At 69.6% G+C, this 26,714-nt stretch carries 27 protein-coding genes; 12 read left to right on the top strand and 15 right to left on the bottom strand.

The genetic code is table 11. The annotated features are described in order from the left end of the window. Positions 1–16 precede the first annotated feature (16 nt). A complete protein-coding gene (locus G7043_RS14865; protein WP_166046192.1) occupies positions 17–1,258 on the bottom strand; it encodes an MFS transporter in 1,242 nt (413 codons plus the stop codon). Between the two features lie 62 nt (positions 1,259–1,320). Here G7043_RS14865 and G7043_RS14860 point away from each other — a divergent pair, with 62 nt between their 5' ends. Continuing rightward, positions 1,321–2,526, top strand: coding sequence for a molybdopterin molybdotransferase MoeA (locus G7043_RS14860; protein ID WP_166046191.1), 1,206 nt, complete (start codon positions 1,321–1,323; stop codon positions 2,524–2,526). On the opposite strand, the gene G7043_RS14855 is transcribed toward G7043_RS14860, so the two are convergent. From G7043_RS14855 to G7043_RS14825, 7 genes are all read right to left on the bottom strand, one after another. Next, positions 2,502–3,668: a 4-hydroxybenzoate 3-monooxygenase gene (locus tag G7043_RS14855; RefSeq protein WP_313887882.1), complete on the bottom strand. Its 1,167-nt coding sequence runs from the start codon at positions 3,666–3,668 to the stop codon at positions 2,502–2,504. The genes G7043_RS14860 and G7043_RS14855 overlap by 25 nt on opposite strands. Continuing rightward, entirely contained in the window at positions 3,665–4,006 is a 342-nt protein-coding gene (locus tag G7043_RS14850) for a carboxymuconolactone decarboxylase family protein (protein ID WP_166046389.1), read from the bottom strand. Before G7043_RS14850 ends, G7043_RS14855 begins: the two co-directional genes overlap by 4 nt. Next, on the bottom strand, positions 4,003–4,758 hold the full coding sequence (locus G7043_RS14845) for an alpha/beta fold hydrolase (RefSeq protein ID WP_166046190.1): 756 nt from the start codon (positions 4,756–4,758) through the stop codon (positions 4,003–4,005). Before G7043_RS14845 ends, G7043_RS14850 begins: the two co-directional genes overlap by 4 nt. Continuing rightward, positions 4,755–5,864, bottom strand: a complete 1,110-nt coding sequence (locus tag G7043_RS14840) for a lyase family protein (protein ID WP_313887881.1) — start codon at positions 5,862–5,864, stop codon at positions 4,755–4,757. The genes G7043_RS14845 and G7043_RS14840 overlap by 4 nt, the downstream gene beginning before the upstream one ends. 2 nt (positions 5,865–5,866) lie before the next feature. Beyond that, positions 5,867–6,358, bottom strand: coding sequence for a protocatechuate 3,4-dioxygenase subunit alpha (gene pcaG, locus G7043_RS14835; protein WP_166046189.1), 492 nt, complete (start codon positions 6,356–6,358; stop codon positions 5,867–5,869). Further along, a complete protein-coding gene (pcaH, locus tag G7043_RS14830; RefSeq protein WP_166046188.1) occupies positions 6,351–7,088 on the bottom strand; it encodes a protocatechuate 3,4-dioxygenase subunit beta in 738 nt (245 codons plus the stop codon). Before pcaH ends, pcaG begins: the two co-directional genes overlap by 8 nt. Positions 7,089–7,160: 72 nt before the next feature. Beyond that, complete coding sequence (locus tag G7043_RS14825; RefSeq protein WP_166046187.1) at positions 7,161–8,003, bottom strand: cellulose binding domain-containing protein; 843 nt, start codon at positions 8,001–8,003, stop codon at positions 7,161–7,163. A gap of 234 nt (positions 8,004–8,237) precedes the next feature. Here G7043_RS14825 and G7043_RS14820 point away from each other — a divergent pair, with 234 nt between their 5' ends. From G7043_RS14820 to G7043_RS14810, 3 genes are all read left to right on the top strand, one after another. Then, positions 8,238–8,657 carry a ribonuclease domain-containing protein gene (locus G7043_RS14820; protein ID WP_166046186.1) on the top strand — a complete coding sequence of 140 codons (420 nt, stop codon included), beginning with the start codon at positions 8,238–8,240 and terminating at the stop codon, positions 8,655–8,657. A gap of 185 nt (positions 8,658–8,842) precedes the next feature. Then, complete coding sequence (locus G7043_RS14815) at positions 8,843–9,514, top strand: response regulator (protein ID WP_166046185.1); 672 nt, start codon at positions 8,843–8,845, stop codon at positions 9,512–9,514. Beyond that, positions 9,511–10,923 (top strand): sensor histidine kinase, encoded by a 1,413-nt coding sequence (locus G7043_RS14810; RefSeq protein ID WP_166046184.1) that lies wholly within the window; start codon positions 9,511–9,513, stop codon positions 10,921–10,923. The genes G7043_RS14815 and G7043_RS14810 overlap by 4 nt, the downstream gene beginning before the upstream one ends. On the opposite strand, the gene G7043_RS14805 is transcribed toward G7043_RS14810, so the two are convergent. Continuing rightward, positions 10,886–11,467, bottom strand: coding sequence for an AAA family ATPase (locus tag G7043_RS14805; RefSeq protein ID WP_166046183.1), 582 nt, complete (start codon positions 11,465–11,467; stop codon positions 10,886–10,888). The two genes, G7043_RS14810 and G7043_RS14805, sit on opposite strands and share 38 nt — an antisense overlap. Positions 11,468–11,474: 7 nt before the next feature. Continuing rightward, positions 11,475–13,409 carry a potassium transporter Kup gene (locus tag G7043_RS14800; protein WP_166046182.1) on the bottom strand — a complete coding sequence of 645 codons (1,935 nt, stop codon included), beginning with the start codon at positions 13,407–13,409 and terminating at the stop codon, positions 11,475–11,477. A 346-nt stretch (positions 13,410–13,755) separates the two neighbouring features. Between G7043_RS14800 and G7043_RS14795 the strand changes: the two genes are divergently transcribed. The 6 genes from G7043_RS14795 (at position 13,756) to G7043_RS14770 (ending at position 19,070) form a co-directional block, all read left to right on the top strand. Continuing rightward, a complete protein-coding gene (locus G7043_RS14795) occupies positions 13,756–14,037 on the top strand; it encodes a metal-sensitive transcriptional regulator (protein WP_166046181.1) in 282 nt (93 codons plus the stop codon). Between the two features lie 17 nt (positions 14,038–14,054). Continuing rightward, positions 14,055–14,264, top strand: coding sequence for a heavy-metal-associated domain-containing protein (locus G7043_RS14790; RefSeq protein WP_166046180.1), 210 nt, complete (start codon positions 14,055–14,057; stop codon positions 14,262–14,264). Next, a complete protein-coding gene (locus tag G7043_RS14785) occupies positions 14,261–15,082 on the top strand; it encodes a hypothetical protein (protein ID WP_166046179.1) in 822 nt (273 codons plus the stop codon). The genes G7043_RS14790 and G7043_RS14785 overlap by 4 nt, the downstream gene beginning before the upstream one ends. Next, the gene (locus tag G7043_RS14780; RefSeq protein ID WP_166046178.1) at positions 15,072–17,264 is read left to right on the top strand and encodes a heavy metal translocating P-type ATPase; all 2,193 of its coding nucleotides are present in this window, start codon (positions 15,072–15,074) and stop codon (positions 17,262–17,264) included. Before G7043_RS14785 ends, G7043_RS14780 begins: the two co-directional genes overlap by 11 nt. A gap of 71 nt (positions 17,265–17,335) precedes the next feature. After that, the gene (locus G7043_RS14775) at positions 17,336–18,184 is read left to right on the top strand and encodes an SGNH/GDSL hydrolase family protein (protein WP_166046177.1); all 849 of its coding nucleotides are present in this window, start codon (positions 17,336–17,338) and stop codon (positions 18,182–18,184) included. Between the two features lie 13 nt (positions 18,185–18,197). Continuing rightward, a complete protein-coding gene (locus G7043_RS14770; protein WP_166046176.1) occupies positions 18,198–19,070 on the top strand; it encodes an SGNH/GDSL hydrolase family protein in 873 nt (290 codons plus the stop codon). Here the strand turns inward: G7043_RS14770 and G7043_RS14765 are convergent. The 3 genes from G7043_RS14765 to G7043_RS14755 are packed head-to-tail and all read right to left on the bottom strand — an operon-like array spanning position 19,003 to position 21,720. After that, positions 19,003–20,568, bottom strand: coding sequence for an ATP-binding protein (locus tag G7043_RS14765; protein WP_166046175.1), 1,566 nt, complete (start codon positions 20,566–20,568; stop codon positions 19,003–19,005). The genes G7043_RS14770 and G7043_RS14765 overlap by 68 nt on opposite strands. Further along, entirely contained in the window at positions 20,565–21,209 is a 645-nt protein-coding gene (locus G7043_RS14760) for a response regulator transcription factor (protein WP_166046174.1), read from the bottom strand. Before G7043_RS14760 ends, G7043_RS14765 begins: the two co-directional genes overlap by 4 nt. Then, positions 21,190–21,720 (bottom strand): hypothetical protein, encoded by a 531-nt coding sequence (locus G7043_RS14755; RefSeq protein ID WP_166046173.1) that lies wholly within the window; start codon positions 21,718–21,720, stop codon positions 21,190–21,192. Before G7043_RS14755 ends, G7043_RS14760 begins: the two co-directional genes overlap by 20 nt. A 173-nt stretch (positions 21,721–21,893) precedes the next feature. On the opposite strand from G7043_RS14755, the gene G7043_RS14750 reads away from it, so the two are divergent. Beyond that, the gene (locus G7043_RS14750; RefSeq protein WP_166046172.1) at positions 21,894–22,850 is read left to right on the top strand and encodes a class I SAM-dependent methyltransferase; all 957 of its coding nucleotides are present in this window, start codon (positions 21,894–21,896) and stop codon (positions 22,848–22,850) included. Here the strand turns inward: G7043_RS14750 and G7043_RS14745 are convergent. Beyond that, complete coding sequence (locus G7043_RS14745; RefSeq protein WP_166046171.1) at positions 22,788–23,354, bottom strand: DUF4386 domain-containing protein; 567 nt, start codon at positions 23,352–23,354, stop codon at positions 22,788–22,790. The two genes, G7043_RS14750 and G7043_RS14745, sit on opposite strands and share 63 nt — an antisense overlap. A gap of 64 nt (positions 23,355–23,418) precedes the next feature. On the opposite strand from G7043_RS14745, the gene G7043_RS14740 reads away from it, so the two are divergent. After that, on the top strand, positions 23,419–26,112 hold the full coding sequence (locus tag G7043_RS14740; RefSeq protein ID WP_207311146.1) for an ATP-binding protein: 2,694 nt from the start codon (positions 23,419–23,421) through the stop codon (positions 26,110–26,112). Here G7043_RS14740 and G7043_RS14735 read toward each other — a convergent pair. Then, on the bottom strand, positions 26,057–26,668 hold the full coding sequence (locus G7043_RS14735; RefSeq protein WP_166046169.1) for a TetR/AcrR family transcriptional regulator: 612 nt from the start codon (positions 26,666–26,668) through the stop codon (positions 26,057–26,059). The genes G7043_RS14740 and G7043_RS14735 overlap by 56 nt on opposite strands. Between the last annotated feature and the right edge of the window lie 46 nt (positions 26,669–26,714).

The raw sequence follows: 26,714 nt of genomic DNA, 5'->3' as shown, positions 1-26,714 counted from the left end.
AGGACGGGCACGCGGCTCACAGCCGGGGCCTTCCCGGTTGCGAGAGGTGTCTGGTGAGCACCGCGCCGGCCAGCCCGAGCACGCCTGCCGCGATGAAGGCGAACGTGGGCCCCTGTGAGGCGAGCACGATGGCGGCCAGGAGCGCCCCGGCGGCCTTCGCGGTGTAGAGCACGCCGAAGTTCTGCGCGCCGTTCGTCTCGCCGAAGTACTCGCGGGTGACGCCGACCAGCAACGAGTAACAGCAGCCGGTGCCCAGGCCCGCGAGCGTCGCGCCGATCAGCAGGCCGACCGTGTTCTGCGAGTACAGCAGGACGAACTGCGCCAGCCCACCGGTCGCCAAGGTCCAGACGAGCGCCTTCCTGCGTCCGATCCGGTCCGAGATCCGCCCGACCAGCACCCGTCCGGTACCGGTGGCCGCGGCGAGGGTGGCCAGTGCGACCGCCCCGAGCACCTTGTCGCCGACGAACAGCGGCAGGTACGCCAGATCGTAGAGCGAGACCGCCGCCGCGAACGCCACACCGCCGTACAGCCACCAGAACGTGCCGCACCGCATGGCTTCTTCGGGCCTGAACTCCTTGAGCGCCGCACGGTTCGGCACCCGTGCCCGATCCAACGCCCACTCGCGCGGCGGGACGTGCGACGGCCACCAGTGCTCGGGCGGGTCCTTCATGAACACGCCCGCCACCGCCACGATCACGGTGATCGCGATGGCCGCCTGCAGCAGGAAGCCATTGCCGAAGAAGATCCCGGCGGCGATCACGAACGGCACCGACCCGTACGGGAACGCCGCGCTGACGAACGCGACCTTCCTGGTGACGCGCTCCGGATACCACCGGACGACCGTGCCGAGGCACGTCGCGTAGACCAGGCCGGCGCCGATGCCACCGAGCACCGCGTACCCGACCAACTGGCCCTGCCCGAGCGTCAACAGCCCTGTCCCGCACAGGATCGCGCCGATCCACATGGCGCCGGTCGCCGTGAGTCTCTTCTGCTGCCTCAACCAGGCCGCCGGGAACGCCGTGCCCGCCTGGCACACGGTCCACAACGCCAAGGCCCAGAACAACTCCGGCACGCTCCACCGGTCCTGCAGTTGCGGGATCAGCGCTCCGAAGCCGTACTGCCCGATGCCGGCCGCGAGCATCGCCGCCCACGCCGCCCACAGCACCGCACGGCGCGAGCGCCCCGACACCTCGACGTCGGTCTCCCCCACCCGGTAGAGCCTGCCGACGTGATCACGGACGTAAGTCGCGACTGGCATGCCCTTCACCCCGTTCCGAGGATTGCATACAGTATGAGGTAGGCTATACCACGGGAGCCCACATGAACATGCCCTGGACGCTGGCCCGTCAGACAGCACGGGAAGCAGCCAAACCGCTGGAGGCCGTCGAGGTCCCTCTCGCCGACGGCCTGGGCCTCGCGCTGGCCTCAGGGGTGCGCGCCCTGGCCAGTCAGCCGGCCTGCGACACCTCGGCGATGGACGGTTACGCGGCGGCCGGGCCGGGCCCGTGGACGATCGTGGGACGCGTGGCCGCCGGCGACCCGGTCCCGGCGGTGGTGCTGGGCTCCGGGGAGGCGTTCGGCGTGGCCACCGGCGCGCCGGTGCCGGACGGGTCGGACCTCGTGCTGCCGGTGGAGATCTGCACGGTGGACGGCGCGCGGCTGGACGGCGAGGGCGTGCCCGGCAAACACATCCGCCGCCGGGGCGAGGACTGGTCAGCCGGCGACGAGCTGGTTCCTGCCGGTTCCCTCGTCACGCCGGCCGTCCTGGGTCTCGCCGCGGGGGCCGGCCACGACACCGTGCTGGTGCATCGCCGTCCCCGCGTGGCTGTGATCGTGACCGGTGACGAGCTCCTGCACTCCGGACCACCGCGCCCTGGCCGGGTTCGCGACGCCATCGGTCCGATGCTTCCCGGTCTGCTGACCGGAGCCGACCTGCTCGGCACCACCCACCTGCGCGACGATCCGGCCGCTCTCGCCGACGCGCTGACGTCCGACACTGCCGACGTCCTCGGCGCCACGCCGCCGCACGCCCCAGCCGCCCTCAACTTCGACACAGCCGACGTCCTCGTCACGTGCGGCGCCACCTCGGTCGGCCCGGCGGACCACCTCCGCCGCGTCCTGGCCGATCTGGACGCGGAGATCCTGGTCAGCGGCGTCGCCTGCCGCCCAGGCCACCCGATGCTGCTCGCCGTCCTCCCCGACGGCCGGTGCGTGGCCGGCCTGCCGGGCAACCCGTTCGCCGCCCTGGCCGCGATCCTGACCCTGCTCCGGCCGTTGCTCGACACCCTCGGCGGCCACACCGTCCAGTCACCTGTCACCGCACGGCTTCAGGACGTCGGTGCCCATCCGAAGGACACCCGCCTGGTGCCGGTCGTCCGCACCGGAGGAGAAGCCTTCCCGGCCGGCCACGACCGGCCGGGTTCGCTGTGGGGTGCGGCGCTGGCCGACGCGCTCGCGGTCGTTCCACCCGGCCACCGCGGCGGCAAGGTGGAGCTGCTGCCCTACGCGGGCCAGCGGCCGGTGTAGCCCTCGGCCAGGAACCGCGACCCCGCCTCGGATCCGACCACCGAGCCCAGTTCGCCGAGCTGCCGCCGCACGTCGAAGTCCGTCGCGCCGGGCAGGGCGTGCAGCATCGTGGTCATCCAGTACGAGAAGTGTTGCGCCTTCCACACGCGGTCCAGCGCGCGCGGCCCGTACTCGTCCAACGCGTCGCCGTCGTTCTTGAGCAGCGCGCGTTCGATGACCTCGGCCAGCACTCGCACGTCCGCCAGTGCCAGGTTGAGGCCCTTCGCGCCGGTCGGCGGCACGGTGTGGGCCGCGTCGCCGGCGAGCAGGAGTTTGCCGTGGCGCATGGGTTCCGCGACGAACGACCGGAAGCGCAGCACGGTCTTCTCGGTGATCGGTCCCTCGTTCAGCGTGAAGCCGTCCGGTCCGGCGACGCGGGACTGCAGCTCCTCCCAGATCTGGTCCGCCGACCACGCCGCGGGGTCGGTCTCCGGGTCGCACTGGAAGTACATGCGCTGGTGGGTCTCGGTGCGCTGGCTGATCAACGCGAACCCGCGCGGCGAGTGCGCGTAGACCAGTTCGGGGGCGCTGCGCGGGGCCTCGGTGATGATGCCGAACCAGGCGAACGGGTACTCGCGGAAGCTGTGCGTGCGCACGGCTTCCGGTACCTGCGCCCGGCAGATCGAGCGGGAGCCGTCCGCGCCGACGAGCAGGTCGCAGCGCACCTCCTGCCGCACGCCGTCGCTGTCGGTGAAGCGGATCGCGGGCTCGGTGAGGTCGACCGACGTGTCGCTGACGCCGAACCGCACGTCGCCGCCGTCGCGCTCGCGGGCGTTGGCCAGGTCGACGAACACGTCGGTCTGCGGGTAGAGCCAGACCGATTCGCCGACGAGCGCGCGGAAGTCGATGCGATGGCTCTCGCCGCCGAACCGCAGGTCGATGCCCTCGTGCGGGTGCCCGTCGCGCAGCACCCGGGCGGACACCCCGGTGTCGACGAGCAGCCGGGCGCTGTCGGCCTCCAGGATGCCGGCGCGGACCGTGTTCTCGATCTCCACGCGCGTTCTGTTGTCGATGACGATGCTGTCGATTCCGTTGAGCGACAACAGGTGCGAGAGCATGAGACCGGCGGGTCCCGCACCGACGATGCCAACCTGCGTTTTCACGTGTCCTCCCGCAAAACTTGACGTGCCACCGAGAACGCGTGGTTCGCCGCGGGAACCCCGCAGTAGATCGCGCTCTGCAAGATCACCTCGCCGATCTCCTCGACGCTCAACCCGTTCCGCCGCGCCGCGGCGACGTGCATCTTCAACTCGTCCCAGTGCCCGAACGCGATCAACGCCGTGAGCGTGATCGCGCTGCGCATCCGCCGATCCAGCCCAGGCCGCGTCCAGATCTCACCCCACGCGTACCGCGTGATGAAGTCCTGGAAGTCCTTCGTGAACTCGTCCGGCGTCACGCCGTCCACATGCGCGTCCCCCAACACCTCACGCCGAACCTTCATGCCGTCGTCGTAGGACACCGCATCTCCTCAAGCACCTGAACCAACACCTGCGCCACCATCACCGGATCCTCGGCGGGCGGCAGATGCCCGCACCCGCCGAGCACCCGATCAGCCGTCGCCGGCGACACCACGACGTCGTGCTCCCCCACCAGCACCTGGCAGGGCCGCACGGCCGCACCGGCTTCGTACCGCCCCAACGCCTCGCACGCCAACGCGTACGACTCCTGGTCCGCGTCCGCCAACGTCCTGAGCACCGCCCCGGCCACCCGAGGCGCGCGCTCGACGAAGCCCGGCGCGAACCACCGCTGAGCCGACCCCTCGACCATCACCGGCGTACCGGCCCGCCGCACCAGCGCGGCCCGCTCCCGCCACATCTCCGGCACGCCGATCCGCGGCGCCGCCCCGATGCACACGACCGCCTCGAACGGCCCGTCGGCCCGCGTGGCCAGCTCGAACCCGACCGCGCCACCTAACGACACCCCGGCGTACTCGATCCGCCTTCCACCGCCCAACGCCACCACCCGCGCGCTGAGCTCGTCCGCGATGTCCTCGACGGTGAACGGCTCCGTCGCGGGAGCACCCGAGCCGTGGCCGGGCAGGTCCCAGCCGATCACCTCGAACTGTTCGTCAAGGGTCAGCGCGCACTCCCGCCAGAGCAACGCCACCGACGTGCCCAGCGAAGGCCCGACCACCAACAGCCGCTCCGACGACTCCGCCCCGGCCAGCCGTGTCAGGCTCAGCTCCACGCTCATCGCGACTCCCACCGCTTCAGCACGTCGTCCACGAACACCTCGGCGGCACCGAGGTAGGTGGCCGGGTCCGTCCCGCCGCCCCGCTCCGCCAGCAACTCGCCCGCCGCCTCGGCAGCCCGCCGCGCCATCACGTCCGCGTGCACCTCGAGGCCCTCGACCAGCTCGGCCGCCTGCGAAGCCGCCACCACGGCCAGCTCCAGCAGCGACCGCAACGCCGGCCACTCCGCGTGCCAAGCGCCGTCCGGCCGTTCGTCCACGGCCCGCGCCGAACACAGGTGCAACTGGGCGCCCAGCTGCGGAGCCTGCAAAGCCGCGCTGTTCACCAGCACCGACAACACCGGATTCCGCTTGTGCGGCATGGTCGACGACCCACCGCGCCCCGCCACCGCGCCCTCCCGGACCTCACCGATCTCGGGCCGTCCCAACGTCAGCAGATCCGCCGCCATCACACCGAGCGCGTCACACACGCGCACCACCGCGTCACCAAGACGCGTGACCGGCGCGCGATAGGTGTGCCACGGCATCCCTGGCCACACCAGTCCCAAGTGGTCCGCGAACGCGGAAGCAGCCGCGACCGGATCGGACTCCACCCGAGCCAACGTCCCCGCCGCACCTCCACACTGCACCGGCAGGTTCCTCGACACGACGTCCAGCTCGTCCAGTGCGTCCAGCACGCCCACCAGCCACCGCGCGGCCTTGAGCCCGAACGTGATCGGCACGGCGAACTGCGTCAACGTCCGCCCGGCCATCACGCTCGCCCGATGCTCGTCAGCCAGCCGGGCGAGCGCGACAGCAACCCGTTCCAGATCAGCCGAGACACGCGTCAACACCTCACGCGCCAGCAACATCAGGGCGGAGTCGAGGACGTCCTGGCTCGTCAGTCCGGTGTGGACCGGACCGGAGACCTCGGCACGCAGCGCCGACACCAGCGGCAGCACCGGATTTCCGGCAGCCTCGACCTCACGGGGGTCCAGCGTCGGCACCCAGGCGTCCACCGAGACCGGGTTGCCGAGCACCCGCGCCCACGCGACCTCGACCGACACCATCGCCCGCACGAACGCGGCGTCGTCCACCAGACCGGCGGCGCGATACGAGCCCGGCAGCACGGTCAGGTCCGCGGGAACTTGAAGAACACCGTCTCGGACGGCCCCTGCAGATGGATGTCGAACCGCAGCCGCCCGTCCGGCTCCCGTTCAGCGACCAACCCGTCCATCGCGCCGTCAGCCCCAGGCAGGTAGATCCGCGTGAACAACCGATTGAGCAACCCGCGCGCGAACACCGTCACGGCGAAGAACGGCAACCCGGGCTCAACGGTGCTGAACCAGTAACGCCCGGCGCTGTCCGTGCAGGAACGCCCCCATCCGGTGAACCCGGCTCCGCGTCGCCGCAACGACCCGCCGACGGCCGGCACCACACCGGAAGCGTCGGCCTGCCGGATCTCGATCATCGCGTCCGGCACCGGAGTGCCCGCACCGTCGTAGACGTGGCCGTGCAGCACCACGGATCCGGCCGAGCCGAACGGCACCAGCTCGGAGTCGCCCGCGTACGCGAGCGCGTGGTGGAAGAACGGGCCGACGGTCTGCCCGGGGGTCTCAGTCATCGGACGGCTCCAGGTAGGTCGCGTGGCTGCCGGTCAACACGATGTCCCAGCGGTAGCCGAGCAGCCACTCGTGCTCGGACTGAGCGTGGTCGTACGTCGCGATCAACCGGGACAACGCGCCCGGATCGGTGATCGACTGGGCGATCGGGTCCAGCGCCAGCAGCTGGTCGCCGGGGAAGTACATCTGCGTGATCAGGCGCTGGGTGAAGTCCGTGCCGAACAACGAGAAGTGGATGTGCGCGGGCCGCCAGGCGTTGTGGTGGTTGCGCCACGGGTAGGGGCCCGGCTTGATCGACGTGAACGAGTACCAGCCGTCGTCGTCGGTGAGGCACCGGCCGACGCCGGTGAAGTTCGGGTCCAGCGGAGCGGGGTGCTGGTCGCCCTGGTGCGAGTACCGGCCGGCGGCGTTGGCCTGCCAGATCTCGACGAGCTGGCGGCGCACCGGCCGGCCGTCGCCGTCGAGCACGCGCCCGTGCACCCGGATGCGTTCGCCGATCGGCTCGCCACCGCGCTGGAGGGTCAGGTCGGCCTCGACGGCGTCGACGTCGGAGTGGCCGAACACCGGGGCGAGCAGCTCGGCGCCCTCGGGGTCGACGAGCTGCAGCTCCTTGGTCGGGTGGCGCAGCAGGGTGCTGCGGTAGGGCGGGAAGTCCAGCAGCGGCGCACCCTTCGGTGAGTCGGCCTGGAGCTTCGCGATCTCGTCGCTGATCTCGTGCTGGCTGGTCGTCACACGGTCGAACGCTAGGCAGCCGCACCGACCTCCGTCGACGGTGGTTTTCCACTGAACGGAAAGCCGCACGAACTAGCCGACCGTGCAGGCGGCGCCGTTCAGCGTGAACGCGTCCGGCACGGAGTTGAGGCCGTTGATCGAGCCGTTGAACCCGATCGAGATCGAACCGTCGGGCACGATCAGGGCGGTGTAACCGGCGTTGGTGGCGGTCACGTCCGCGCCGGACTGGGACGCGGTGGCGTTCCACATCTGCGTGATCGTCTGCCCGTCGGGGAACCGCCAGCGCAACGCCCAGCCGTTGATCAGCGCGCCGCTGACGTTGCGGATGGTCACCTCGGCCTGGAACGCGCCGGGCCACGTGCTGTTGATCCGGTAGGCCACCACGCAGGGCGGGGCGGGCGGCGGCGCGGCGGACGTGGACGTGACGGGAGGCGGCGGCGCGGGGGTCGAGGTGGGACACTCCTGCGCCCAAAGTCCGATTTTCGCCTTTGACGCCTGGGTTTCCGCCTCCATCAGCGGGCCACCGTCCACACCGGAGGTGCGCAGCACACCGGCGGACACGGCCGCCAGCGCGAAGTCGGTGCCGTCCGGCAGTATCAGCGACACTTCGCCGGGCGTGATGCTGCTGACGCGAACTTCCTTGTCCAGCAACGTCTTCGTGGCGAACTCCAGGGCTGCGGCGGCGTTGCACGAGACCGGTTCGGCGAGCAGCGAGATGCGGGCGCGCGTGCCGTCCGCCAGTTCGACGGTGCGGCCGTCGACAACGGATCGCACCTTTGTGGACGGCAGGTTCTCCACCGACGGAGGAGCCGAGATCCGCGGTGCGGGGCGCGGCGCTCCGACCTGTTCGGCGGTGCAGGCGGTCGCGCAGATGATCAGGGTCAACAGCACCAAAAAGTGCTTCCGTGCTGCCATAGGACAAATTTATCGCCGGTGGCCGCGCCCGCAATCAACTGTTCGGAGTTGATCAACTCCGGCGTTCGGAGGCTGTGATCGGTGAACACCCGATGTTCGACCCGTGACTGCGCCATTTGTGCGAACGTGAAGAGGCCACAGCCGTTGCGCGGATGGTTCCCCGCCGTTCACCTGCTCGTGGTGATCACCAGAAATGATCACGACATCCAGGTTCCCTGCCGATGGAGGTCTGAAGTGCAAACCCTGCAACCGCACTGGACACGTCGCCTGCTCGCCGCTCTCGCCATCGTCGCGTCCGTGCTCGGTGTGACCACGGTCGTCACGCCCGCCGCCGACGCCGCCGTCTACAACTCCTGCACGCAATCCCGCTGTTCGGCGGCCATCACCGCCAACAACACGTGGAAGTCGCTGGGTTACCCGACCCGGCGCGACTGGTACGACTGGCCGGGCGGGCGGTGCAACTTCGCGGGCGGCACGTTCCAGAACCGCGAGGGCCAGCTGCCGGCCGGCCACACCTACCAGGAGTTCGACGTCTACCCGCGGGCCTGCGGTGCCGCCCGGGACGCGTACCGGATCGTCCGTGACCGCACCAACGGTTACGTCTACTTCTCGCCGGACCACTACTCGAACTTCTACCGCATCACCACCTCCTAGAGAGCGCCCACCAGGTGCACAGAAGGTGGCAGCGCTGCTCCCCCGCGCGGCGCCGCCACCTTCTCCCCCTGAGTGGATCCCCCCGTCCACGGCGCAGAGCCTGCCAGGGCGAACCTGAAGAGACGCTGAACGATCCTGAACCGAATTTCAGGACTCGATCACGGGCGATGCGGCAGGCTGCTCCCATGCGCGTGCTCGTGGTGGAAGATGATCCCCGTCTCGCCGACCTGCTCACCCGCGGCCTGACCGCCGAGGGGTTCGCCGTCGACGTGGAGCGCAACGGCACGGACGGGCTGTGGCGGGCGCGGGAGCACCCGTACGACGTGATCGTGCTGGACATCATGCTGCCCGGCCTCAACGGCTACCGGGTCTGCCAGGAGCTGCGGGACGCGGGCGTGTGGACGCCGATCCTGATGCTCACCGCGAAGGACGGCGAGTTCGACGAGGCCGAGGGGCTGGACACCGGCGCGGACGACTACCTGACCAAGCCGTTCTCCTACGTGGTGCTGGTGGCGCGGCTCAGGGCGCTCGCCCGGCGGTCGCGCACCGCCCAGCCGGTGTTGCTGCGGGCCGGCGACCTGGTGCTCGATCCGGTCAGCCGGGAGTGTCACCGGGGCACCACGCGGATCGACCTGAAGGCGAAGGAGTTCTCGGTGCTGAACTTCCTGCTCAGGCACGCGGGCGAGGTCGTCACCAAGTCGGAGATCATCGACGGGGTGTGGGACGCGACGCACGACCCCGATCCCAACCTCGTCGAGGTCTACATCAGCGCGTTGCGCCGCAAGATCGACACACCGTTCGACCGGCGGAGCATCACCACCGTGCGCGGCGTCGGCTATCGGTTGGTGGATCGATGAGATCCTTGCAGGTCAAGGTCACTGTGCTGGCCACGGCCATCACCGCGCTGCTGATCGGTCTCGCCGGGGCGCTGCTGCTGGTGTCGCAACGCCAGCAGCTCACCGCCCAGACCGCGGACAGCTCGCGCACGGTCTACATGTGCGGCGTCTACAGCTGCTTCCAGCTGGACGAGCACGAGTTCATCTCCACGCCGGGCATCGCCGTCCGGTACTCGAGCACCGAAGTGCGGCCACACCTGTCGCTGTGGCCGTTCAACGACCCCGACAACACCCCGTACCAGCTGGTCGGTGATGGGCCGCAGCGCAGCCACGACGAGGTGCGGTCGGTCGTCTCCGAGGCACAACGTCAGCTGAACAACGCGACGTTCACCCTGTTCGGCGCGCTCGCCTCGATCACCGCACTGGTGTCGATCACGGTGCTGGCCGCGGTCAGCCGGGTGCTGCGGCCGGTGGAGGCGATGCGGGTCGAGGTGGCCGAGATCAACGAGCACAACCTCACCCGGCGCGTCCCGGTTCCGTCCTCCGACAACGAGATCGCCCGGCTGGGTGCCACGCTGAACGAGACGCTCGACCGGGTGCACCGCTCCGTCGAGGACACCCGCAGGTTCGTCGCGGACGCCTCGCACGAGCTGCGCAGCCCACTGGCCGCACTGCGCGCCGAGCTGGAGATCGCGCTCTCACATCCGCACATCTCGGACTGGCCCACCGTGGTGAAGGCGGCGCTGGAGGACGCCGAACGGCTGCAGGAGCTGACCACGGACCTGTTGCTGCTGGCCAGGTTGGACGCCGACGCACTGGACAAACAGGACACCGTCGACCTCACCGCCGTGGCGCACCGGGAAGTCTCCCGCCGGGCGATGGTCACCCTGGAAGCCGACGACCAGGTGCTCGTTCCAGGGCGGCGGGCTCAGCTGTCCCGGCTGCTCGGCAACCTGCTGGACAACGCCGAACGCCACGCGGGCACCGAGGTGATCGTGCGCCTGCGCGGCGGGTCCGCCGCGACGCTCGAGGTCATCGACGACGGTCCCGGCATCCCCGAAGCGGACCGGGAACGCGTCTTCGACCGGTTCACCCGGCTCGACGAGGCGCGTACCCGGGCCGCGGGCGGCGCCGGTCTCGGGCTCGCGATCGCCCGTCGCATCGCCACCAGGCACCACGGCACGCTGGAGGCCACCGACGCCGACGGGTTCCACGGAATTCGTTTCATAGCAACGATTCCGACCGGTATCCCGCAACCGAGGAAAGCCGCCGTCAGAACGCAACAGCGCGCAGGCGACGACATGTGGCAGTTCCTCAACGGCTCCATCGTCTCGACCCACGGCCACATCCCCGAACCACGCCCGGTTCCGGAGCCGGAACTGGACTGGGATCTCATCTTCGGCGGGCACCGGCCGGTGGCGGTGAGCTGAGGCGGGGAAGGACGCGTTCCACCGAGCTGTCCGGGGTTTCGACGGCCGAGTCGAGCACCAGGTGGTCGTCCTCCCACGGCTGCCACAGACCGCGCATGCGTTCGACGTGCTGCCACGAAACCGTTGCGTGCCAGCCGGGAATGCCGCGTGACCGGCCCTCGATCCGCTCGCGGTGCAGTCGTTCGTCCGAGCAGACGCACTCGACCCCGACGAACTCGCCGCCGAGCCGTTCCGCGAGCTCACGCCACTGCGCGCGCTCCTCCCGCGTGTGCCCGGTCGCGTCGACGATCACGTCGATCCCCAACTGGACGTGCCGGGCCACCAGGGCGGTGAGCTGCAGATCCACCACGGCCTCGGCGTTCTCGTCGGTGATCGCGCGAGCCAGGACCAACGATCCCAGCACCCAGTCCATCGAGAAGATCGGCGCCTTCAGCCGCCGGGCCAGCGCTTCGGCGAGCGTGCTCTTGCCGGTGCCGGGAATGCCCGCGACCAGCACGACCTTCGGGCTGTCGGTGGTCGGTTCCAGCTCCAAGTACGGGCTCATGCCCTACCTAAACATCGATGTGCGCTCCCATGATCACTGTTCGCTCTCGGGGCAATCCGAAGTGCTCGGCGGCGTCCGCGGTGATGTACGACGTGGCCACGAACAACCGCTTGCGCCATCCGGCCATCGTCGGTGACTTGCCGCGCTGCAGCTCGATCTTCGACAGGAAGTACCGGGCCTGGCCGAGGTTCAGCTCGCCCTCGGTCCGCGCGGGGTCGAGCAACGCCAGCGCGGCGGGCACGTCCGGCGTCTCCATGTACCCGAACCGCGCGGTCACGTGGATGATGCCGTCGTCGCTGTGGCCCAGGTCGTCGACCTCGACCCGTCGGTCCACCGGCACGCGCGGCACCGGTTCGGTCTCGATGGACACGACCACCACGCGTTCGTGCAGCACCTGGTTGTGCTCGACGTTCGCGCGCATGGCCAGCGGCGCGGTTTCCTTGCCGCGGTTGAGGAACACCGCCGTGCCCGGCACGCGCGTGGGCGACAGCCGGTGCAGTTCCTCGATGAACGCCTGCAGCGACCCTTCCGCCTCCCGGCGTTCCCTGGTGACGATCGCCCGGCCGCGCTGCCACGTCGTCATCACCGTGAACGCGGTGAGGCCGATCAGCAACGGCAGCCACGCGCCGTGCAGCAGCTTGGTCAGGTTCGCCGCGAGGAACAGCAGGTCGACACCCAGCAGCACCACGCACCCGAGCCCGATCGCCCAGGCCGGCGCCCCGAACTTCCAGCGCGCGATGAACAGGAACAGCGACGTGGTGATCGTGATCGTGCCGGTCACCGCCATGCCGAACGCGAACGCCAGCGCCGCCGAGCTCCGGAACGCGAACACCAGCGTCAGCACCGACACCATCAGCACCCAGTTGATCCACGGCACGTAGATCTGCCCGATCGTCGACTCGGACGTGTGCGCGATCCGCAACCGCGGCAGGTACCCGAGCTGCGCGGCCTGCGACGCCACCGAGTACGCGCCGGTGATCACCGCCTGCGACGCGATGACTGTCGCCGCCGTCGCCAGCACCACCATCGGCCAGCGCCCCCACTCCGGCACGAGGAGGAAGAACGGCCCGCTGATGTTCTTCTCGTCCGCCAGGATCAGCGCGCCCTGCCCCAGATAACTGAGCACGCACGCCGGCAACACCAGGAACAACCACCCCCGCGCGATCGCGGGCCGCCCGAAGTGCCCCATGTCCGCGTAGAGCGCCTCGGCACCCGTCACCGCCAGCACCACCGCCGCCAGCGCGAAGAACGCGATGTCGAAGTGCCCGAACAAAAACCCGAGCGCATACGTCGGCGACAACGCCTTGAGGATCTCCGGATGCCCCGCGATCCCCACGATCCCGGCCGCGCCGATCGCGGTGAACCACAGGATCATCACCGGCCCGAAGAACCGCCCGACCGCGGCACTTCCCCGCCGCTGCACCAGGAACAGCCCCACGATGATCACGGCGGTGATCGGCACGACGAACCGTTCGAGCTCCGGCTCGACGACCTTCAACCCCTCTACGGCCGACAGCACCGAGATCGCCGGCGTGATCATGCTGTCGCCGAAGAACAACGCCGCCCCGAAGATCCCCAACGCCGCCAGCGTCGCGGCCGCCTTGCGCCCCTGCCTGGCCTTCCACCTCCGCAACAGCGTGATGAGGGCCATGATGCCGCCCTCGCCGTCGTTGTTGACCCGCATCGCCAGCAGCACGTACGTGATGGTCACGATGATCATGACCGACCAGAAGATCAGCGACACGACCCCGTAGACGTTGGCGATGCTCACCGGCACCGGATGCGGGTCCGCCGGGTTGAACACGGTCTGGATCGTGTAGATCGGGCTCGTGCCGATGTCGCCGAACACGACGCCGAGCGCGCCGACGATCACCGCGAGCCGCACGGTGTCGTGCGCGAGTTTCTGGCGGGACGGGTCGTCCGCGGTCCGCTGATCAGCCACGAGCTACCCCCTCGACGCCTGGTGCCCGCAAGATAACCGGCGCGTGGAGGTGCCGCAGAGCGCTACCGGGTGATCTTTACGCGTCCTTGACGGCTGGGACGGCACGCCCACAACCAGTGCCGCGCTGGGGTGAGACGCGGCTGGGTAGCGGCGACGCATTCACACGTCGCGATCGGGGCTTACCCCTCCGCTGGAACGCGACCAGCCCTCGCAAACCGACCCCACCCGCCCCCAACACCGCCACCCTTTGACATACCCATACCCCCCTAGGGTATAAATGACTCCGAGCCCACCGCTCCCCCGGCATGACCAGCCGGCCGCGCGGTGGCAGGAGAAGGAGCGAGACATGCACGGCTACGCCGAGAACAAGACCGCCCACCTGCGCCGCCTCCGCCGGATCGAGGGCCAGGTCCGCGGCTTGCAGCGGATGATCGAGAACGACGAGTACTGCATCGACGTGCTCACTCAGATCTCCGCTGCCACCAGGGCGTTGCAGGCGGTCTCACTGGGGCTGCTCGACGAGCACCTCAAGCACTGCGTGAGCCAGGCCATCAGCGAGGGCGGCAGCGCGGCCGACGCGAAGATCGCGGAAGCCAGCGACGCCATCGCCCGCCTGGTTCGCTCCTAACCCGCGAGGAGAAGACCATGAGCGAGTCCGTCTACACCGTCAACGGCATGACCTGCGGCCACTGCGTCGACTCGGTGACCGAGGAGGTCGGCCGGATCGGCGGCGTCCGTGCGGTGGCCGTCGACCTGCCGACCGGCCAGGTCACGATCACCAGCGCCACCCCGATCGCGCTGGACGACGTGCGGGCCGCGGTTGCCGAGGCCGGCTACGAGCTGGTGCAGCGATGAGGACCGGAAGCAAGGTCGCGCTCTACGGCCTGGTGCTGGCCGTCATCTTCGGCGGCACCTGGGCCGCGGGAGCAGCGGCCGGACCCACCGCCCAACCAGCACCAGAGCACAACGAGCACAAGGCCGAACCGGCGAAGGTCCCACCAGGACTGTCCGTTGCGGACAACGGCTACACGCTCGTCCTCCACGACGACGAATCTCTCGGCTTCCACATCAACGGACCGGACGGACAGCCCGTCACGAAGTTCGCCGTGGAGCACGAGAAGCGCCTGCACCTGATCGTCGTCCGCCGGGACGGGTCGAACTTCCGGCACGTGCATCCGGAGATGGCTCCGGACGGCATGTGGTCGGTGCCGCTCAGCTTCGACCAGGCGGGCAGCTACCGGGTGTTCGCCGACTTCAGGCCGGAGGACGGGCCGAAGACCACGCTCGGCGCCGACGTCCAGATCCCCGGCGACTACCAGCCGGAACAACACGCGAACAGCAGCAAGTTCACGGTCGACGGCTACGAGGTAACCCTCACAGGTGACCTCACACCGAACACCGCGTCGACCGTCACGATCGGCATCACCAAGAACGGCCGGCCCGTCCAGGACCTGCAGAACTACCTGGGCGCCAAGGGACATCTGGTCGCGTTGAGGTCAGCCGACCTGGCGTACCTGCACGTGCACCCCGAGGAGAGCGAGGACGTGAAGTTCGCGGTCGAGGTGCCGACGGCCGGGACCTACCGGCTGTTCCTGGACTTCCAGCACGACAACAAGGTCCGCACGGCGGAGTTCACCCTCACGACCCACGAGGAGGGCGGTCATGGGCACTGACACCACCTCCAGCACCATCGAGATCTCGATCGGCGGCATGACCTGCGCCTCCTGCGCCGCGCGGATCGAGCGCAAGCTCAACAAGCTGGACGGCGTCGAGGCGTCGGTGAACTACGCGACCGAGAAGGCGCGGATCAGCTACGCGGGCGACCTCACGCCGGCCGACCTGGTGAAGGTCGTCGAGGACACCGGCTACACCGCCGAACTCCCCACCACCCCGAGCGAAGCCGCGGAACCGACGGACACGCTCAAGCAACGGCTGATCACCTCCACGGTGCTGGCGGTGCCGGTGATCGCGCTGGCGATGATCCCGGCGCTGCAGTTCACCTACTGGCAGTGGCTGTCGCTCGCGCTCGCCGGACCGGTCGTCACCTACGCCGCGTGGCCGTTCCACAAGGCGGCGTGGACGAACCTCCGGCACGGCGCCGCCACGATGGACACGCTGATCTCCCTCGGCGTCGGCGCGGCGTTCCTGTGGTCGCTCTACGCGCTGTTCCTGGGCACCGCCGGCACGCCCGGCATGACGCACGGGTTCACGTTCACCATCGAGCGGATGGCCGGGACCGGCAACATCTACCTCGAGGTCGCGGCCGGCGTGACGACGTTCATCCTGGCCGGGCGCTACTTCGAGGCGCGGTCGAAGCGGCGTGCGGGAGCGGCCCTCACGGCGCTTCTCGAACTCGGCGCGAAGGACGTCGCGGTCATCAAGGACGGCCGCGAGGTCCGCATCCCGACCGGCGAGCTCAAGACGGGCGACCACTTCGTCGTGCGGCCGGGCGAGAAGATCGCCACCGACGGCGTCGTCGAGGAAGGCAGCTCGGCGGTCGACGCGAGCATGCTGACCGGCGAGTCCGTGCCGGTCGAGGTGCGCAAGGGCGACTCGGTCGTCGGCGCCACGGTCAACGTGGGCGGTCGTCTGGTCGTGCGGGCCACCCGGATCGGAGCCGACACGCAGCTCGCGCAGATGGCGAAGCTGGTCGAGGAAGCGCAGAACGGCAAGGCCGAGGTGCAGCGCCTCGCGGACCGGATCTCGGCGGTGTTCGTGCCGATCGTGATCGCGCTCGCCGTCGGCACGCTGGGCTTCTGGCTCGGCACGGGCAACGGCGCCGGTGCGGCGTTCACGGCCGCGGTGGCGGTGCTGATCATCGCTTGCCCGTGTGCGCTGGGGTTGGCCACGCCGACCGCGTTGCTCGTCGGCACCGGGCGGGGCGCCCAGCTCGGCATCCTGATCAAGGGGCCGGAGGTGCTGGAGTCCACCCGCCGCGTCGACACCGTGGTGCTGGACAAGACGGGCACCGTGACGACCGGCCGGATGAGCCTGGTCAGCGTGCACACCGCGGAAGACGAGGACGAGCTCCTCAAGCTGGCGGGCGCGTTGGAGCACGCCTCGGAACACCCGATCGCCAAGGCCATCGTCAAGGCAGCGGGCGAGGTGCCGGAGGTCGAGGGCTTCCAGAACGTCGAAGGACTCGGCGTGCAGGGCGTCGTGAACGGCCACGCGGTCCTCGTCGGCCGGGAAAAACTGCTCGACGACTGGAGCATCCAGCTCGACACAGACCTGGAGAAGGCCAAGGCGGAGGCCGAACAGCAGGGCCGCACGGCGGTGCTGGTCGCGTGGGACGGCAAGGCCCGCGGTGTGCTGGTCGTCGCCGACACGGTGAAGCCGACGTCGAAGGAGGCGATCGAGGGACTCAAGCGGCTCGGGCTGCGTCCGGTGCTGCTGACCGGCGACAACAGGGCGGCGGCGGAAGCGGTGGCGGCCGAGGTCGGCATTGACGAGGTCATCGCGGAGGTGCTGCCCACGGACAAGGTCGACGTCGTGAAGCGGCTGCAGGACGAGGGACGCGTCGTGGCGATGGTCGGCGACGGCGTGAACGACGCCGCCGCGCTCGCCCAGGCCGATCTGGGCCTCGCGATGGGCACCGGCACGGACGTCGCGATCGAGGCCAGCGACCTCACGCTGGTCCGCGGCGACCTCAACGCCGCCGTGGACGCGATCCGGCTGTCACGGCGCACCCTGTCCACGATCAAGGGCAACCTGTTCTGGGCGTTCGCCTACAACGTCGCCGCTCTGCCGCTCGCGGCGCTCGGCCTGCTCAACCCCATGATCGCGGGCGCCGCGATGGCGTTCTCGTCGGTGTTCGTGGTGAGCAACAGCCTCCGGTTGCGCGCCTTCCACTGACGCGACTGACACGACCCTCACGGGCGGTTTCGTAGCCTCGGCACATCAGCATCCGATGAGAAGGAGCAGGTGTGCCGAGGTTTGCCCTGGTCGTGGCGTTGCTCGTGGCGCTCGCCGCGTGCACTTCCAGCCCGCCACCGGCCCCAGCACCCACCAACTCCACCAGCACGCAGCCCGCCGAACAGAAGCAGCAACAGGTCTACGTGTCGATCGGCGACTCCTACGCCACCGGGTTCGCTCCGGGCGGCACCGGCGAGAGCTTCGCCCAGATCGTCGCCAAGCAGTCCGGCCTGAAGCTCGTCAACCTGGCCTGCAACGGCGCCACCTCGGCCGACCTCGCCACCAAGCCCGCGTGCGGGCCGGACGCGGGCGGCAAGACCCAGCTCGACGCCGCCGTCGAGGCGTTGAAGGGTGGCAAGACCGGCCTGGTCACCGTGGTGATCGGCGGCAACGACCTGGCGCCGTGCGCGCTGTCGCAGCAACCGCTCGACTGCGCGACCAGGACCGTCGCCGACATCCAGACCAACGTCGCGGGCACGCTCAGCGAGCTGCGGGCGGTCGCGCCGGACGTGAAGATCGTCGGACTCACCTACCCGGACGTGTTCCTCGGCGCGTGGGTGAACCCGTCGTTCCCGAACGGCAAGAACCTCGCCCAGCTGTCGGTGACGATGTTCCAGGACTTCAACACCAAGATCGCCGCCCAGTACGGCCGGTTCGGCGCGAAGTTCGCCAACGTCACCGAGGCGACCGGCGGGTACGGCGCGCTGTCCGAGCTGACCCAGGACCCGAAGTACGGCCGGATTCCGACCTCGGTCGCCAAGGTGTGCGCGCTCACCTACTTCTGCGACCGCACCGACGTGCATCCCACGCCCGCCGGCCACCAGGCGATCGCCGAGGCCGTCACGGCCGCGAATGGCTGATCACGGAGCAGGCGTGCGGAGGTTCGCTCTGGTCCTGGCCCTGCTGATGGCGCTGACCGCGTGCACCGCGGTTTCACCTGAGGCAAGCAGCACCACTACGTCCGACCAACGGCTGTACGTGTCCCTCGGCGACTCCTACGCCACCGGACTCGGACCGAACGGCACCGGCGAGAGCTTCGCCCAGATCGTCGCCAAGCGATCCGGCCTCGGGCTGATGAACCTCGCCTGCAACGGCGCCACCTCCGCCGATCTCCTCTCCCAGGAGGCCTGTGAACCGGACGCCGGCGGCAGGACCCAGGTGGACGCGACCGTCGACGCGTTGCGCTCCGGCAGGGTCGACCTGGTCACGGTGGTCATCGGCAGCAACGACCTGCTGGAACCGTGTGCCGTGGCCGAGAACCCGACGGAGTGCGCGAGCTCCGCGGTCACCGGCACCAAGACCAACATCGCCACCGCGCTCACCAGATTCCGCGAGGCGGCGCCGGACGTGCCGATCGTCGGGATCAGCTACCCGGACGTGTTCCTCGGCGCGTGGGTGAACCCCTCACTGCCGAACGGCGAGGACGTCGCTCGCACGTCGGTCTCGCTGTACCAGGACTTCAACGGCGAGATCGCCGCGGAGTACGCGAAGTTCGGCGCGAAGTTCGTCGACGTCACCAACATGACCGGTGGGTACGGGGCGCTGACCGACCTGACCGACGACCCGAAGTACGGCCAGATCCCGGCCGCGGTCGCCGAGGTGTGCACGCTCACCTACTACTGCGACGACACCGACGTGCACCCCACTCCGGCCGGTCATCAGGCGATCGCGGACGCCGTCATCGCGGCAGGTCGCGGAACTCCGCCCGCACCGTCGTCCCCCGCCCCGCCGACGAGCGAACGCTGAGCCGTCCCCCCGCGGCCGCCACTCGATCGTCCAGCGCGCGCAGTTCGGCAGCGCCGCCGACCCCGTCGTCGCTCACCTCGACCGCGACCAACCCGTCGACGCGGGTCACGTCGATCCGCACCTCGCGGGCCTGGGCGTGCTTGGCGGCGTTCGTCAGCGCTTCCGCGACCACGAAGTAGCAGGTGCGTTCCGCGACCGGGGAGAGCCGCTCCGCCGGCACGCCGACGAGCACCGCGGGCACGGCGGACCGTTCCACCAGCGACAACAGCGCCGGGCCGAGGCCGGCGTCGGTCAGCAGCACCGGGTAGATGCCGCGGGCCAGCTCACGCAGTTCGTCCAACGCCCTGGCCAGCTCTTCTCGCGCGGCCGTCAGCAACTCGGGTGAGCTCTCGGCCAGCCGCAACGTCAGCAGCACCGAGACCAGCCGCTGCTGCGCGCCGTCGTGGAGGTCGCGTTCGACCTGACGACGTGCCTCGTCGGCGGCCTCCACGATGCGCTGGGCCCGCAACTCGTTCTGCACGGCCAGCGCCGCACTCGCCGCGACCGCCCGCACGAACACGGGATCCAGCGCGGGATCGTGCACGAGCGCCGCCAGCCGCGTCCCACCCGCCTCCAGGTAGGTCACGCCACGGGAACTCGGCGCGACCTCGCCGTAGACGATCTCCAGCGACGGGTCGTGCAGCGTGCGCGCCAGCACGGAGCGCAGGTCGTCCGGCAGCCCGGCGCCCAGCGAGACCGCGAGCTCCCCCACCGCCGACCGGTCGAGCCGCGCCCGCACGAGCCCGTAGAGCAACGCCAGCGGCCATCCGACCAGCACCACCTCGGTCGACCACTGCAACGCCACCTGCACGGCCGACGGCAACCCGAGCAACGCCGCCACGTACGTGACGACCACGGTCAGCACGATCGCCGCGCCACCCCACACGACCGGACCGAGATCGCGCCTGGCCACGCTCCCCGAACGCAGCCAGCGCGTGACCATCCGCGCCAGCAAGGCGCTGAGCAGCACTATCCCGCTGATCATCACGACGACCGCGATGGTCGGCACGTCCGGGGACGGGACCTCGCGGATCACCACGGTGTTCTGCGGCCTCTCGACCTCCGTCAGCAGCAACCACCCGACGTTGGGCAGCACGGTGAGCAAGTAGGCGACACCCACCACCACGCGCTGCCAACGGCTGACGATCCGCCCGCTCGGATAGGTGACCAGGAGATGTCCGAGCACCGCGAGGTAGAGCGTCTTCGTGGCGACCCCGACAGCGAACGCCACGTCGTTCTCGATCGCCCCGGTCAACCGGACGAACCACGCGAGCCCGACCGCGATCATCAGCTGTCCCGCGAAGCTGTCGGGGCGCCGGTCCGCGGCCTCGATCCCGGCGCCGATGAACGCGAGCCCCACCGCGAGGTTCAGCACCACGGCCGGCACCGAGACCTCGTAGCCGCCCCACACCAGCGCGGCCAGCGCGAGGAACCCGGTGCCCAGCCAGAGGATTCTCATCGGCGCAGGTAGGCGAGCACGGCCAGCACCCGCCGGTTGTCGTCGGGACCCTGCTGCAGCCCGAGCTTCGTGAACACCGACCGCACGTACGCCTCGACCGTCTTGGGGCTCAGGAACAACCGCTCGCAGATCGCCTGGTTGGAGCGTCCCTCGGCCATCACGGCGAGCACCTCGCGTTCGCGTTGTGACAACGACTCCAGCGGATCGTCGACCCGCCGCCTGCCCACCAGCGTCGCCACCACGCCGGGGTCGATCACCAGCCCGCCCGCCGCCACCCGCCGGACCGCGTCCGACAGCTCGGCGGCGTCCGCCACCCGGTCCTTGAGCAGGTAACCGGCGCCGCGGGCGTCGTCGTCGAGCAGCTTGAGCGCGTAGTGCGGTTCGACGTGCGCGGACAACACGAGCACTCCCACGTGCGGATGGATCCTGCGGATCTCCTGTGCGGCGTCGAGGCCTTCGGTGGTGAAGCCCGGCGGCATCCGGATGTCGACGACCACGACGTCCGGCGGGTCGGCGTGGACCGTCGCGAGCAGTTCGGCCGCGTCGCCCGCCTTCGCCACCACCTCGAACCCCGCGTCGGTGAGCAGCCGCGCCACGCCTTCGCGGAACAGCGCCGCGTCATCAGCCAGAGCTACCCGCATGTGCCGATGGAACCACGTGCGCAGTGTGCCTGCGCCGCCACACGAACAAGACGACCGCGTTCACCACGACAAGTCCTGTCGCCGCGGGATAGAGGTGCTGCACCGCGCCCGCGGTGTCGCTCACCACGAACGTCCACGCGATCTTGGACAGGCCGCCGCCGTTGATCGCGACCAGCGCCCAGAACAGCGAACGCCGCCACAACGCCGCGGCCAGACCGCCGAGCATCAGCGGGACGAGCAGGGACATTGCGATCTTCGCGAGCGTCCACTCCCCCAGCAGGTACTCACGTTCCGAGGCGAGCATCTCGATCGCGCCCGCCGTCGGGTGCTCCGGCGCCGGAAACCACGCCATGCTCGTCGCCAGCGCGACGAGGGTGAGCGCGATGCCCCAACCACTGCGTTTGTAGCTGAAGTACGCGAACGGCAGCAGGAACAGCGGCCGGATGTACCAGCTGAGCTCGTTGTGGTGCCTCGCCCACGCCCACGACGCGAGCTCGTTGAGCCACTCCATCTCGGTTCTCCCTTCGAGTGGCTTCCAGGGTTCGCGTTCTCGTCTTTCGGAACTACGAGGGCATCCCGTGAACTGCGGACAGGGTTGGCCCCGTATTACCCGAAAGCCTCTGTCGGTCGGCCGCCCCGGCTGACAGGCTCTGGAACCGTTGCCGCAGCGAGGAAGAGTGTTCGATGACCGTGCTCCCGCACAGCACTGACGCCCTGTACCGGCTCAGCGATGCCGTCGACGGCTTCCTGCGCAGTGAGAAGGAGTTCAACCTCACCGATCCCGCCACGCACATGCTGGTCGGAGGCCGTTTCCGCACGCTCGGTGCGCAGATCGGCGCCAGCGTGCTCGCGGGCGTGCCGGACGAGGACATCGCCGCGATCGTTCAGCCCGCACGGTCCGCGTGCGCGCGCACGCCGTTCATGCGCAGCGAGGAGGAGTGGACCCGCGGCTATCCGACCGACTTCCGGTTCGTCGAGCACGTGATGGCCCAGGCCAACAACGTCACGCCGGGCACCCTCGGCTGGCACGTCGAGGCCAACCTGCAGGGTTCGCCGTTCAGCCAGCAGCAGCGCAACCGGGTGATGCACCAGGCCCGGCTGATCGGCGACACGCTGACCGCGCCGCGCAACGCCCCGCGGTCGATCCTGCTGATCGCCTCCGGTGCCGCGCCCGACCTGCGGTCCATCCCGCCGGGCATCGTCCGGCCGGGTGACCGGTTCGTGCTCAGCGACGTCGACCCGGACGCCCTCGCGCTGGCCCAGAAGCGGCTCGGGCTGCTCAACGACTTCACCTCGGTGGTGCCCGGCAACATCTTCCGCGCGCTGAACCCGCTGGCCGAGCTCGCGCCGTTCGATCTAGTGCTCGTCAACGGCCTGTACGACTACCTCAACGACCGCGCGGCCGTGCGGCTGACCGAGGCCGTGCTGACGCGGCTGCTGCGGCCGGGCGGCACCTTCTACTTCTCCAACACCGCGGTGGACAACCCGTTCCGGTGGCCGTTGGAGTACCTGATGGAGTGGCAGCTGATCGAGCGCGACGAGGCGGCCGTCCGGGCGTTGCTGCCGGGATGTGACGTGTCAGTCGGTCGCGAGCCGACTGGACTCGCGTTGCTCACCCATGTGCGCGTTAGGCGTGGCTGAGAAGCCTTTGGCGAGCAGCCAGACGGCGAGCACCATCTCGTTGATCGCCAACGGCACGAAGAGCGCGCCTACTTGCGTCTGCTCTGTTGCGTTCAGGAGTACGAGTACGGCACCGATTGCGTACGGCACCACGGCGATGAGGGCCCACACGGAGATCCAGCGCGGTACCAGCCGTGAGCGGAACAGCAGCGAGTTCAGCAGCACGACGCTCACGCAGAAGTAGACCGCGCTGGCGTGGCCCCAGAGCTCGTCCGTTCGGACGTGCGCGATCGGGGCGATGGCCGTCATCAGGAACACGACCTCGAGTGTCCTGGCGACGACGTACCCCATCGCTGCGCCCTCGCCGTGTTGTTTGAGGACGGGGAACAACGTCGGTGCGATGAACGCGATGGCTAACGCCATGAGGAACACGCACAGCCCACGGGTGGTGCCTTGGGTGGCGGCGCTGACCACTCCTGCGGCCGTTGCGGTGATGAAGAGGGAACCAACAACACGTGCTGTCATGGCGTCGAGGTTGGCTGACGTCGGTGTGCGGCTGGTGTGCGTCTGGTGTGTGAGAATTCGGCTCGTGCGGATCGATCTGCTCGGTGGTGTCCGCGCTGTTGGCGACGACGGCTCGTTGATCGACGTCGGTTCGCCGCGGTCTCTTGCGGTGCTGGCGGCTCTGGCCCTGTCGCCGGGTGTGCCGGTGCCCGAGTCGCGGCTGATCGATCTGGTGTGGTTTGACTCGCCACCTTCGGTGAAAGTGCTGCAGTGGCACGTCGCGCAGCTGCGGAAGTCGTTGGGAGCTGCGGCGATCGCACGGGTCGGTGCCGCTTATCGGCTCGACGTGCCGACTGACGTGGAGCGGTTCCGCGCGCTTCTTCTGGCCGGCGATGCCGCTGGGGCCGTGGCGGCGTGGGGTGGGCTGCCGCTGGCCGGGTTGTCGGCGCCGGGGCTGGCCTCTGTTGTCGCCGGACTCGTCGAGGAGTGGCTCGGCGCGGTCGAGATGGACTTCTCGCGTCGTGTGTCGGCTGATCCGCGCTCTGTTGTTGGTGAGCTGTCATCGTTCGTGGCGGACCATCCGACTCGTGAGGGGCTCGCGGCGCTGTTGATGACTGCGCTCTATCGGAGCGGTCGGCAGGCCGACGCTCTCGCGGTGTACCAACGGGTTCGGCAGCATCTTCTCGATGAGCTCGGGGTTGAGCCCGGGCCGGAGTTGCGGGCCGCGCAACAGCAGGTGCTGGCGCATGTCGAGGTGCCCGGTGCGGTGTTGATCGGCCGGGATGCTGATCTTGCCGCTGTTGGTGAGGCGTTGCGGCGTGCGCCGGTGGTGACGTTGGTGGGGCCGGGTGGGATCGGCAAGACGCGGTTGGCTTCGGTTTTCTCCGGTTCTTTCGTGTCGCTGGCGGAGATCGAGTCTTCTGGCGATGTTGCTCGGGCGGTTGCCGATGCGTTGGGGATCGTGGAACGGCCTGGCGTGACGGTGGCACAGGCCGTGGTTGCCGCACGGCCGTCGTTGTTGGTGTTGGACAACTGCGAGCACGTGCTTGACGGTGCTGCGGCGTTCGCTGCTGCTGTGTGTGCGTCGGTGCAGGTTCTGGCTACCTCGCGAGAACGGCTGTCTGTCGCTGACGAGCAGGTTGTTGTTGTCTCGCCGTTGGACGCTGACGCGAGTGTTGAGCTGTTTGAGGTTCGTGCGCGCGCTGCTGATGCTTTGTATGTTGACGACGGCTCTGTTGCGGAGCTTTGCCGGCTGTTGGACGGGATTCCGCTGGCGATCGAGCTGGCCGCGGCGCGGGTGCGGAGTCATCGGCCTGCGGAGTTGCTGACCCGGCTCGACATCGGGGTCCGGCGGACCGGTGCTGCGCGGCATCGGACGGTGCGGGCGGCGGTGCAGTGGTCTTACGACCTGTTGTCGGCGGCTGAGCGGGCGTTGTTCTGCCGGCTTTCGGTGTTCGCGGCGCCGTTCGACCTTGATGCGGTCGCTGAGTCCGGTGTGCTGGGCGATCTGGTCGAGCGGTCGATGGTGGCTGTCCACTCCGGACCGTTCGGACGGCGGTTCCGGTTGCTGGAACCGTTGCGGCAGTTCGCTGCTGAGCAGCTGGAGGATCACTCGGAGGCACTGGCGCTACACGCGGCCTGGTGTTTGCGGCAGGTTGCGGCGGTGGGTGAGCTGCTGGTGGGGCCCGGTGAGGTCGAGGGGGTCGGACGGCTCGCCGAGCTGTGGCCGAACCTGCGGGCGGCGGTCACGTGGGCGTTCGAGGCCGGGGACTTGCGGCTCGCGGACGCCCTGATTCGCCCGGTCGTCACCGAGCTGCCGCTGCGGGGGCGGCGTGAGATCGGCGACTGGGCTGAGCGGCTCGCACGGCCTATGGCGACGCACCACACACACGCAAGCGCCGGGGTTCCCCCAAAATCAACAATAGCGAATGGGTCTGACAGATTTGGCGGCGTCGAGGCGGGCGAGCACGGCTCCGACAGCCCCGACACCATCGACGCAGGCAAGCACGCGTTCTGGCTGCTCTGGGCGGCCGAGCGGAACACGCAAAGCTCCAGTCCGGCACCGCTGCCCGACACGCCGAACCACCCGCTAGGCCGCTATGCCCGCGCCTACGCGTCCGGCGACGGCCAGGAACTCGCGCGCTGCCTGACCGAGGCGCTGGACACAGTGGACGACCCGCACCTCAGGGCGTTCCTGGAGCTGATGCCCGCCGGCACTCTTCTCGGCATCGGCCGGTTCGAGCACGTCGACAGGACGGTCACGAAGCTCGCGCAGAGGTACCGGCACGAAGGCCCACCGACGTTGCTGCACTGGGCGTTGCAGACGCTCGGCTACAGCGCGATGTTCCAGGGGCGCGACTACGAGCCGTTCTTCGACGAGGCGGCGGACGCCGAGTTGCCGCCGGGCACGTTGTCGGCCAACAAGACCGCTGAGGCGCGGCGGGCGTTTCGGCGTGGGGATCACGGCAAGGCGTTCGAGTTGCTCACAGCGCACATCGACGAGTTGCTGGAGACCGGCAACGTCGTGGCGGCCAGTGTGGTGGCGGTCGAGTTCATCGCCATCACGAAGGCGAGCATGCGCGAGGAGGCGGCGCGAGTGCTCGGGTACTTGAAGCACGCCAACGACTTCGGGGCGCTGGCGGCGGAACGGCTCGTCAGCGGGCTCACCACCACGGCGCCCGGAATGGACGACCGCGAGGCGTTGCTCTACATGCGCGCGGTGCTCAGCGCAGGCCGTGGGCGATCCGGGTCACGAAGGCCACCAGCCGGTCGGGCGTGAACTTCTCCGGGTCGGTCAGGACCAGACGCCCGGACATCTCGGCCAGGGCGAGCATCGCGTGGCCGAGCAGCGCGGAGTCCAGGTCGTCGAGGCCGCCCAGTTCCTTCAGGCCCAGCGCGGCCAGGTCCTCGATCTGGGCCAGGACGCCGGTGCGCACCAGTTCGACCTGGGCGCGGAACTCGTGCGGCGTGCCCTCGGGCGGGAGGAGCACCAGGCGCCAGCGGTCGGGGGCCTCGACCACGGCGTGCACGAAGACGCGGACGGCGTCGGCGAAGGCGTCGTCCGGGGAACGGGTGGCGAAGTCGGTGGGCAGGGCGGCGATGACCTGTTCGGTGGCCCGCTGGGCCTCGCGTTCGAGCAGGGCGCTGATGAGCTCGCCGCGGTTGGCGAACTGGTCGTAGAGCACGGGCTTGGTGACCTCGGCCTGTTTGGCGACGGACTCCATGGTCACCGTGTCGAAACCGGCAGGGATCAGGCTCAGGGCGGCGTCCAGCAGTTGCTCGCGGCGCTGCTCGGGTGGCAGGCGGCGGGCGTACTTCCGGCGCGTTGTGTTCACGGTCCCATATTGCTACGGTGGCGTAGCTTTCACAAAGCTACGCGGG

The sequence above is a fragment of the Lentzea alba genome, assembly GCF_011067745.1.
Taxonomy (GTDB): Bacteria; Actinomycetota; Actinomycetes; order Mycobacteriales; family Pseudonocardiaceae; genus Lentzea; species Lentzea alba.
Note: the sequence above shows the minus strand (reverse complement) of the source record. Positions and strands in the feature narration are given on the sequence as shown.

What these genes read in the sequence shown, in the direction of transcription:
- G7043_RS14865 (WP_166046192.1), bottom strand. Translation starts at nt 1,258, where the DNA reads ATGCCAGTCGCGACTTACGTCCGTGATCACGTCGGCAGGCTCTACCGG.
- G7043_RS14860 (WP_166046191.1), top strand. Translation starts at nt 1,321, where the DNA reads ATGAACATGCCCTGGACGCTGGCCCGTCAGACAGCACGGGAAGCAGCC.
- G7043_RS14850 (WP_166046389.1), bottom strand. Translation starts at nt 4,006, where the DNA reads ATGAAGGTTCGGCGTGAGGTGTTGGGGGACGCGCATGTGGACGGCGTG.
- G7043_RS14845 (WP_166046190.1), bottom strand. Translation starts at nt 4,758, where the DNA reads ATGAGCGTGGAGCTGAGCCTGACACGGCTGGCCGGGGCGGAGTCGTCG.
- pcaG (WP_166046189.1), bottom strand. Translation starts at nt 6,358, where the DNA reads ATGACTGAGACCCCCGGGCAGACCGTCGGCCCGTTCTTCCACCACGCG.
- G7043_RS14825 (WP_166046187.1), bottom strand. Translation starts at nt 8,003, where the DNA reads ATGGCAGCACGGAAGCACTTTTTGGTGCTGTTGACCCTGATCATCTGC.
- G7043_RS14815 (WP_166046185.1), top strand. Translation starts at nt 8,843, where the DNA reads ATGCGCGTGCTCGTGGTGGAAGATGATCCCCGTCTCGCCGACCTGCTC.
- G7043_RS14810 (WP_166046184.1), top strand. Translation starts at nt 9,511, where the DNA reads ATGAGATCCTTGCAGGTCAAGGTCACTGTGCTGGCCACGGCCATCACC.
- G7043_RS14805 (WP_166046183.1), bottom strand. Translation starts at nt 11,467, where the DNA reads ATGAGCCCGTACTTGGAGCTGGAACCGACCACCGACAGCCCGAAGGTC.
- G7043_RS14795 (WP_166046181.1), top strand. Translation starts at nt 13,756, where the DNA reads ATGCACGGCTACGCCGAGAACAAGACCGCCCACCTGCGCCGCCTCCGC.
- G7043_RS14790 (WP_166046180.1), top strand. Translation starts at nt 14,055, where the DNA reads ATGAGCGAGTCCGTCTACACCGTCAACGGCATGACCTGCGGCCACTGC.
- G7043_RS14785 (WP_166046179.1), top strand. Translation starts at nt 14,261, where the DNA reads ATGAGGACCGGAAGCAAGGTCGCGCTCTACGGCCTGGTGCTGGCCGTC.
- G7043_RS14780 (WP_166046178.1), top strand. Translation starts at nt 15,072, where the DNA reads ATGGGCACTGACACCACCTCCAGCACCATCGAGATCTCGATCGGCGGC.
- G7043_RS14765 (WP_166046175.1), bottom strand. Translation starts at nt 20,568, where the DNA reads ATGAGAATCCTCTGGCTGGGCACCGGGTTCCTCGCGCTGGCCGCGCTG.
- G7043_RS14760 (WP_166046174.1), bottom strand. Translation starts at nt 21,209, where the DNA reads ATGCGGGTAGCTCTGGCTGATGACGCGGCGCTGTTCCGCGAAGGCGTG.
- G7043_RS14755 (WP_166046173.1), bottom strand. Translation starts at nt 21,720, where the DNA reads ATGGAGTGGCTCAACGAGCTCGCGTCGTGGGCGTGGGCGAGGCACCAC.
- G7043_RS14750 (WP_166046172.1), top strand. Translation starts at nt 21,894, where the DNA reads ATGACCGTGCTCCCGCACAGCACTGACGCCCTGTACCGGCTCAGCGAT.
- G7043_RS14745 (WP_166046171.1), bottom strand. Translation starts at nt 23,354, where the DNA reads ATGACAGCACGTGTTGTTGGTTCCCTCTTCATCACCGCAACGGCCGCA.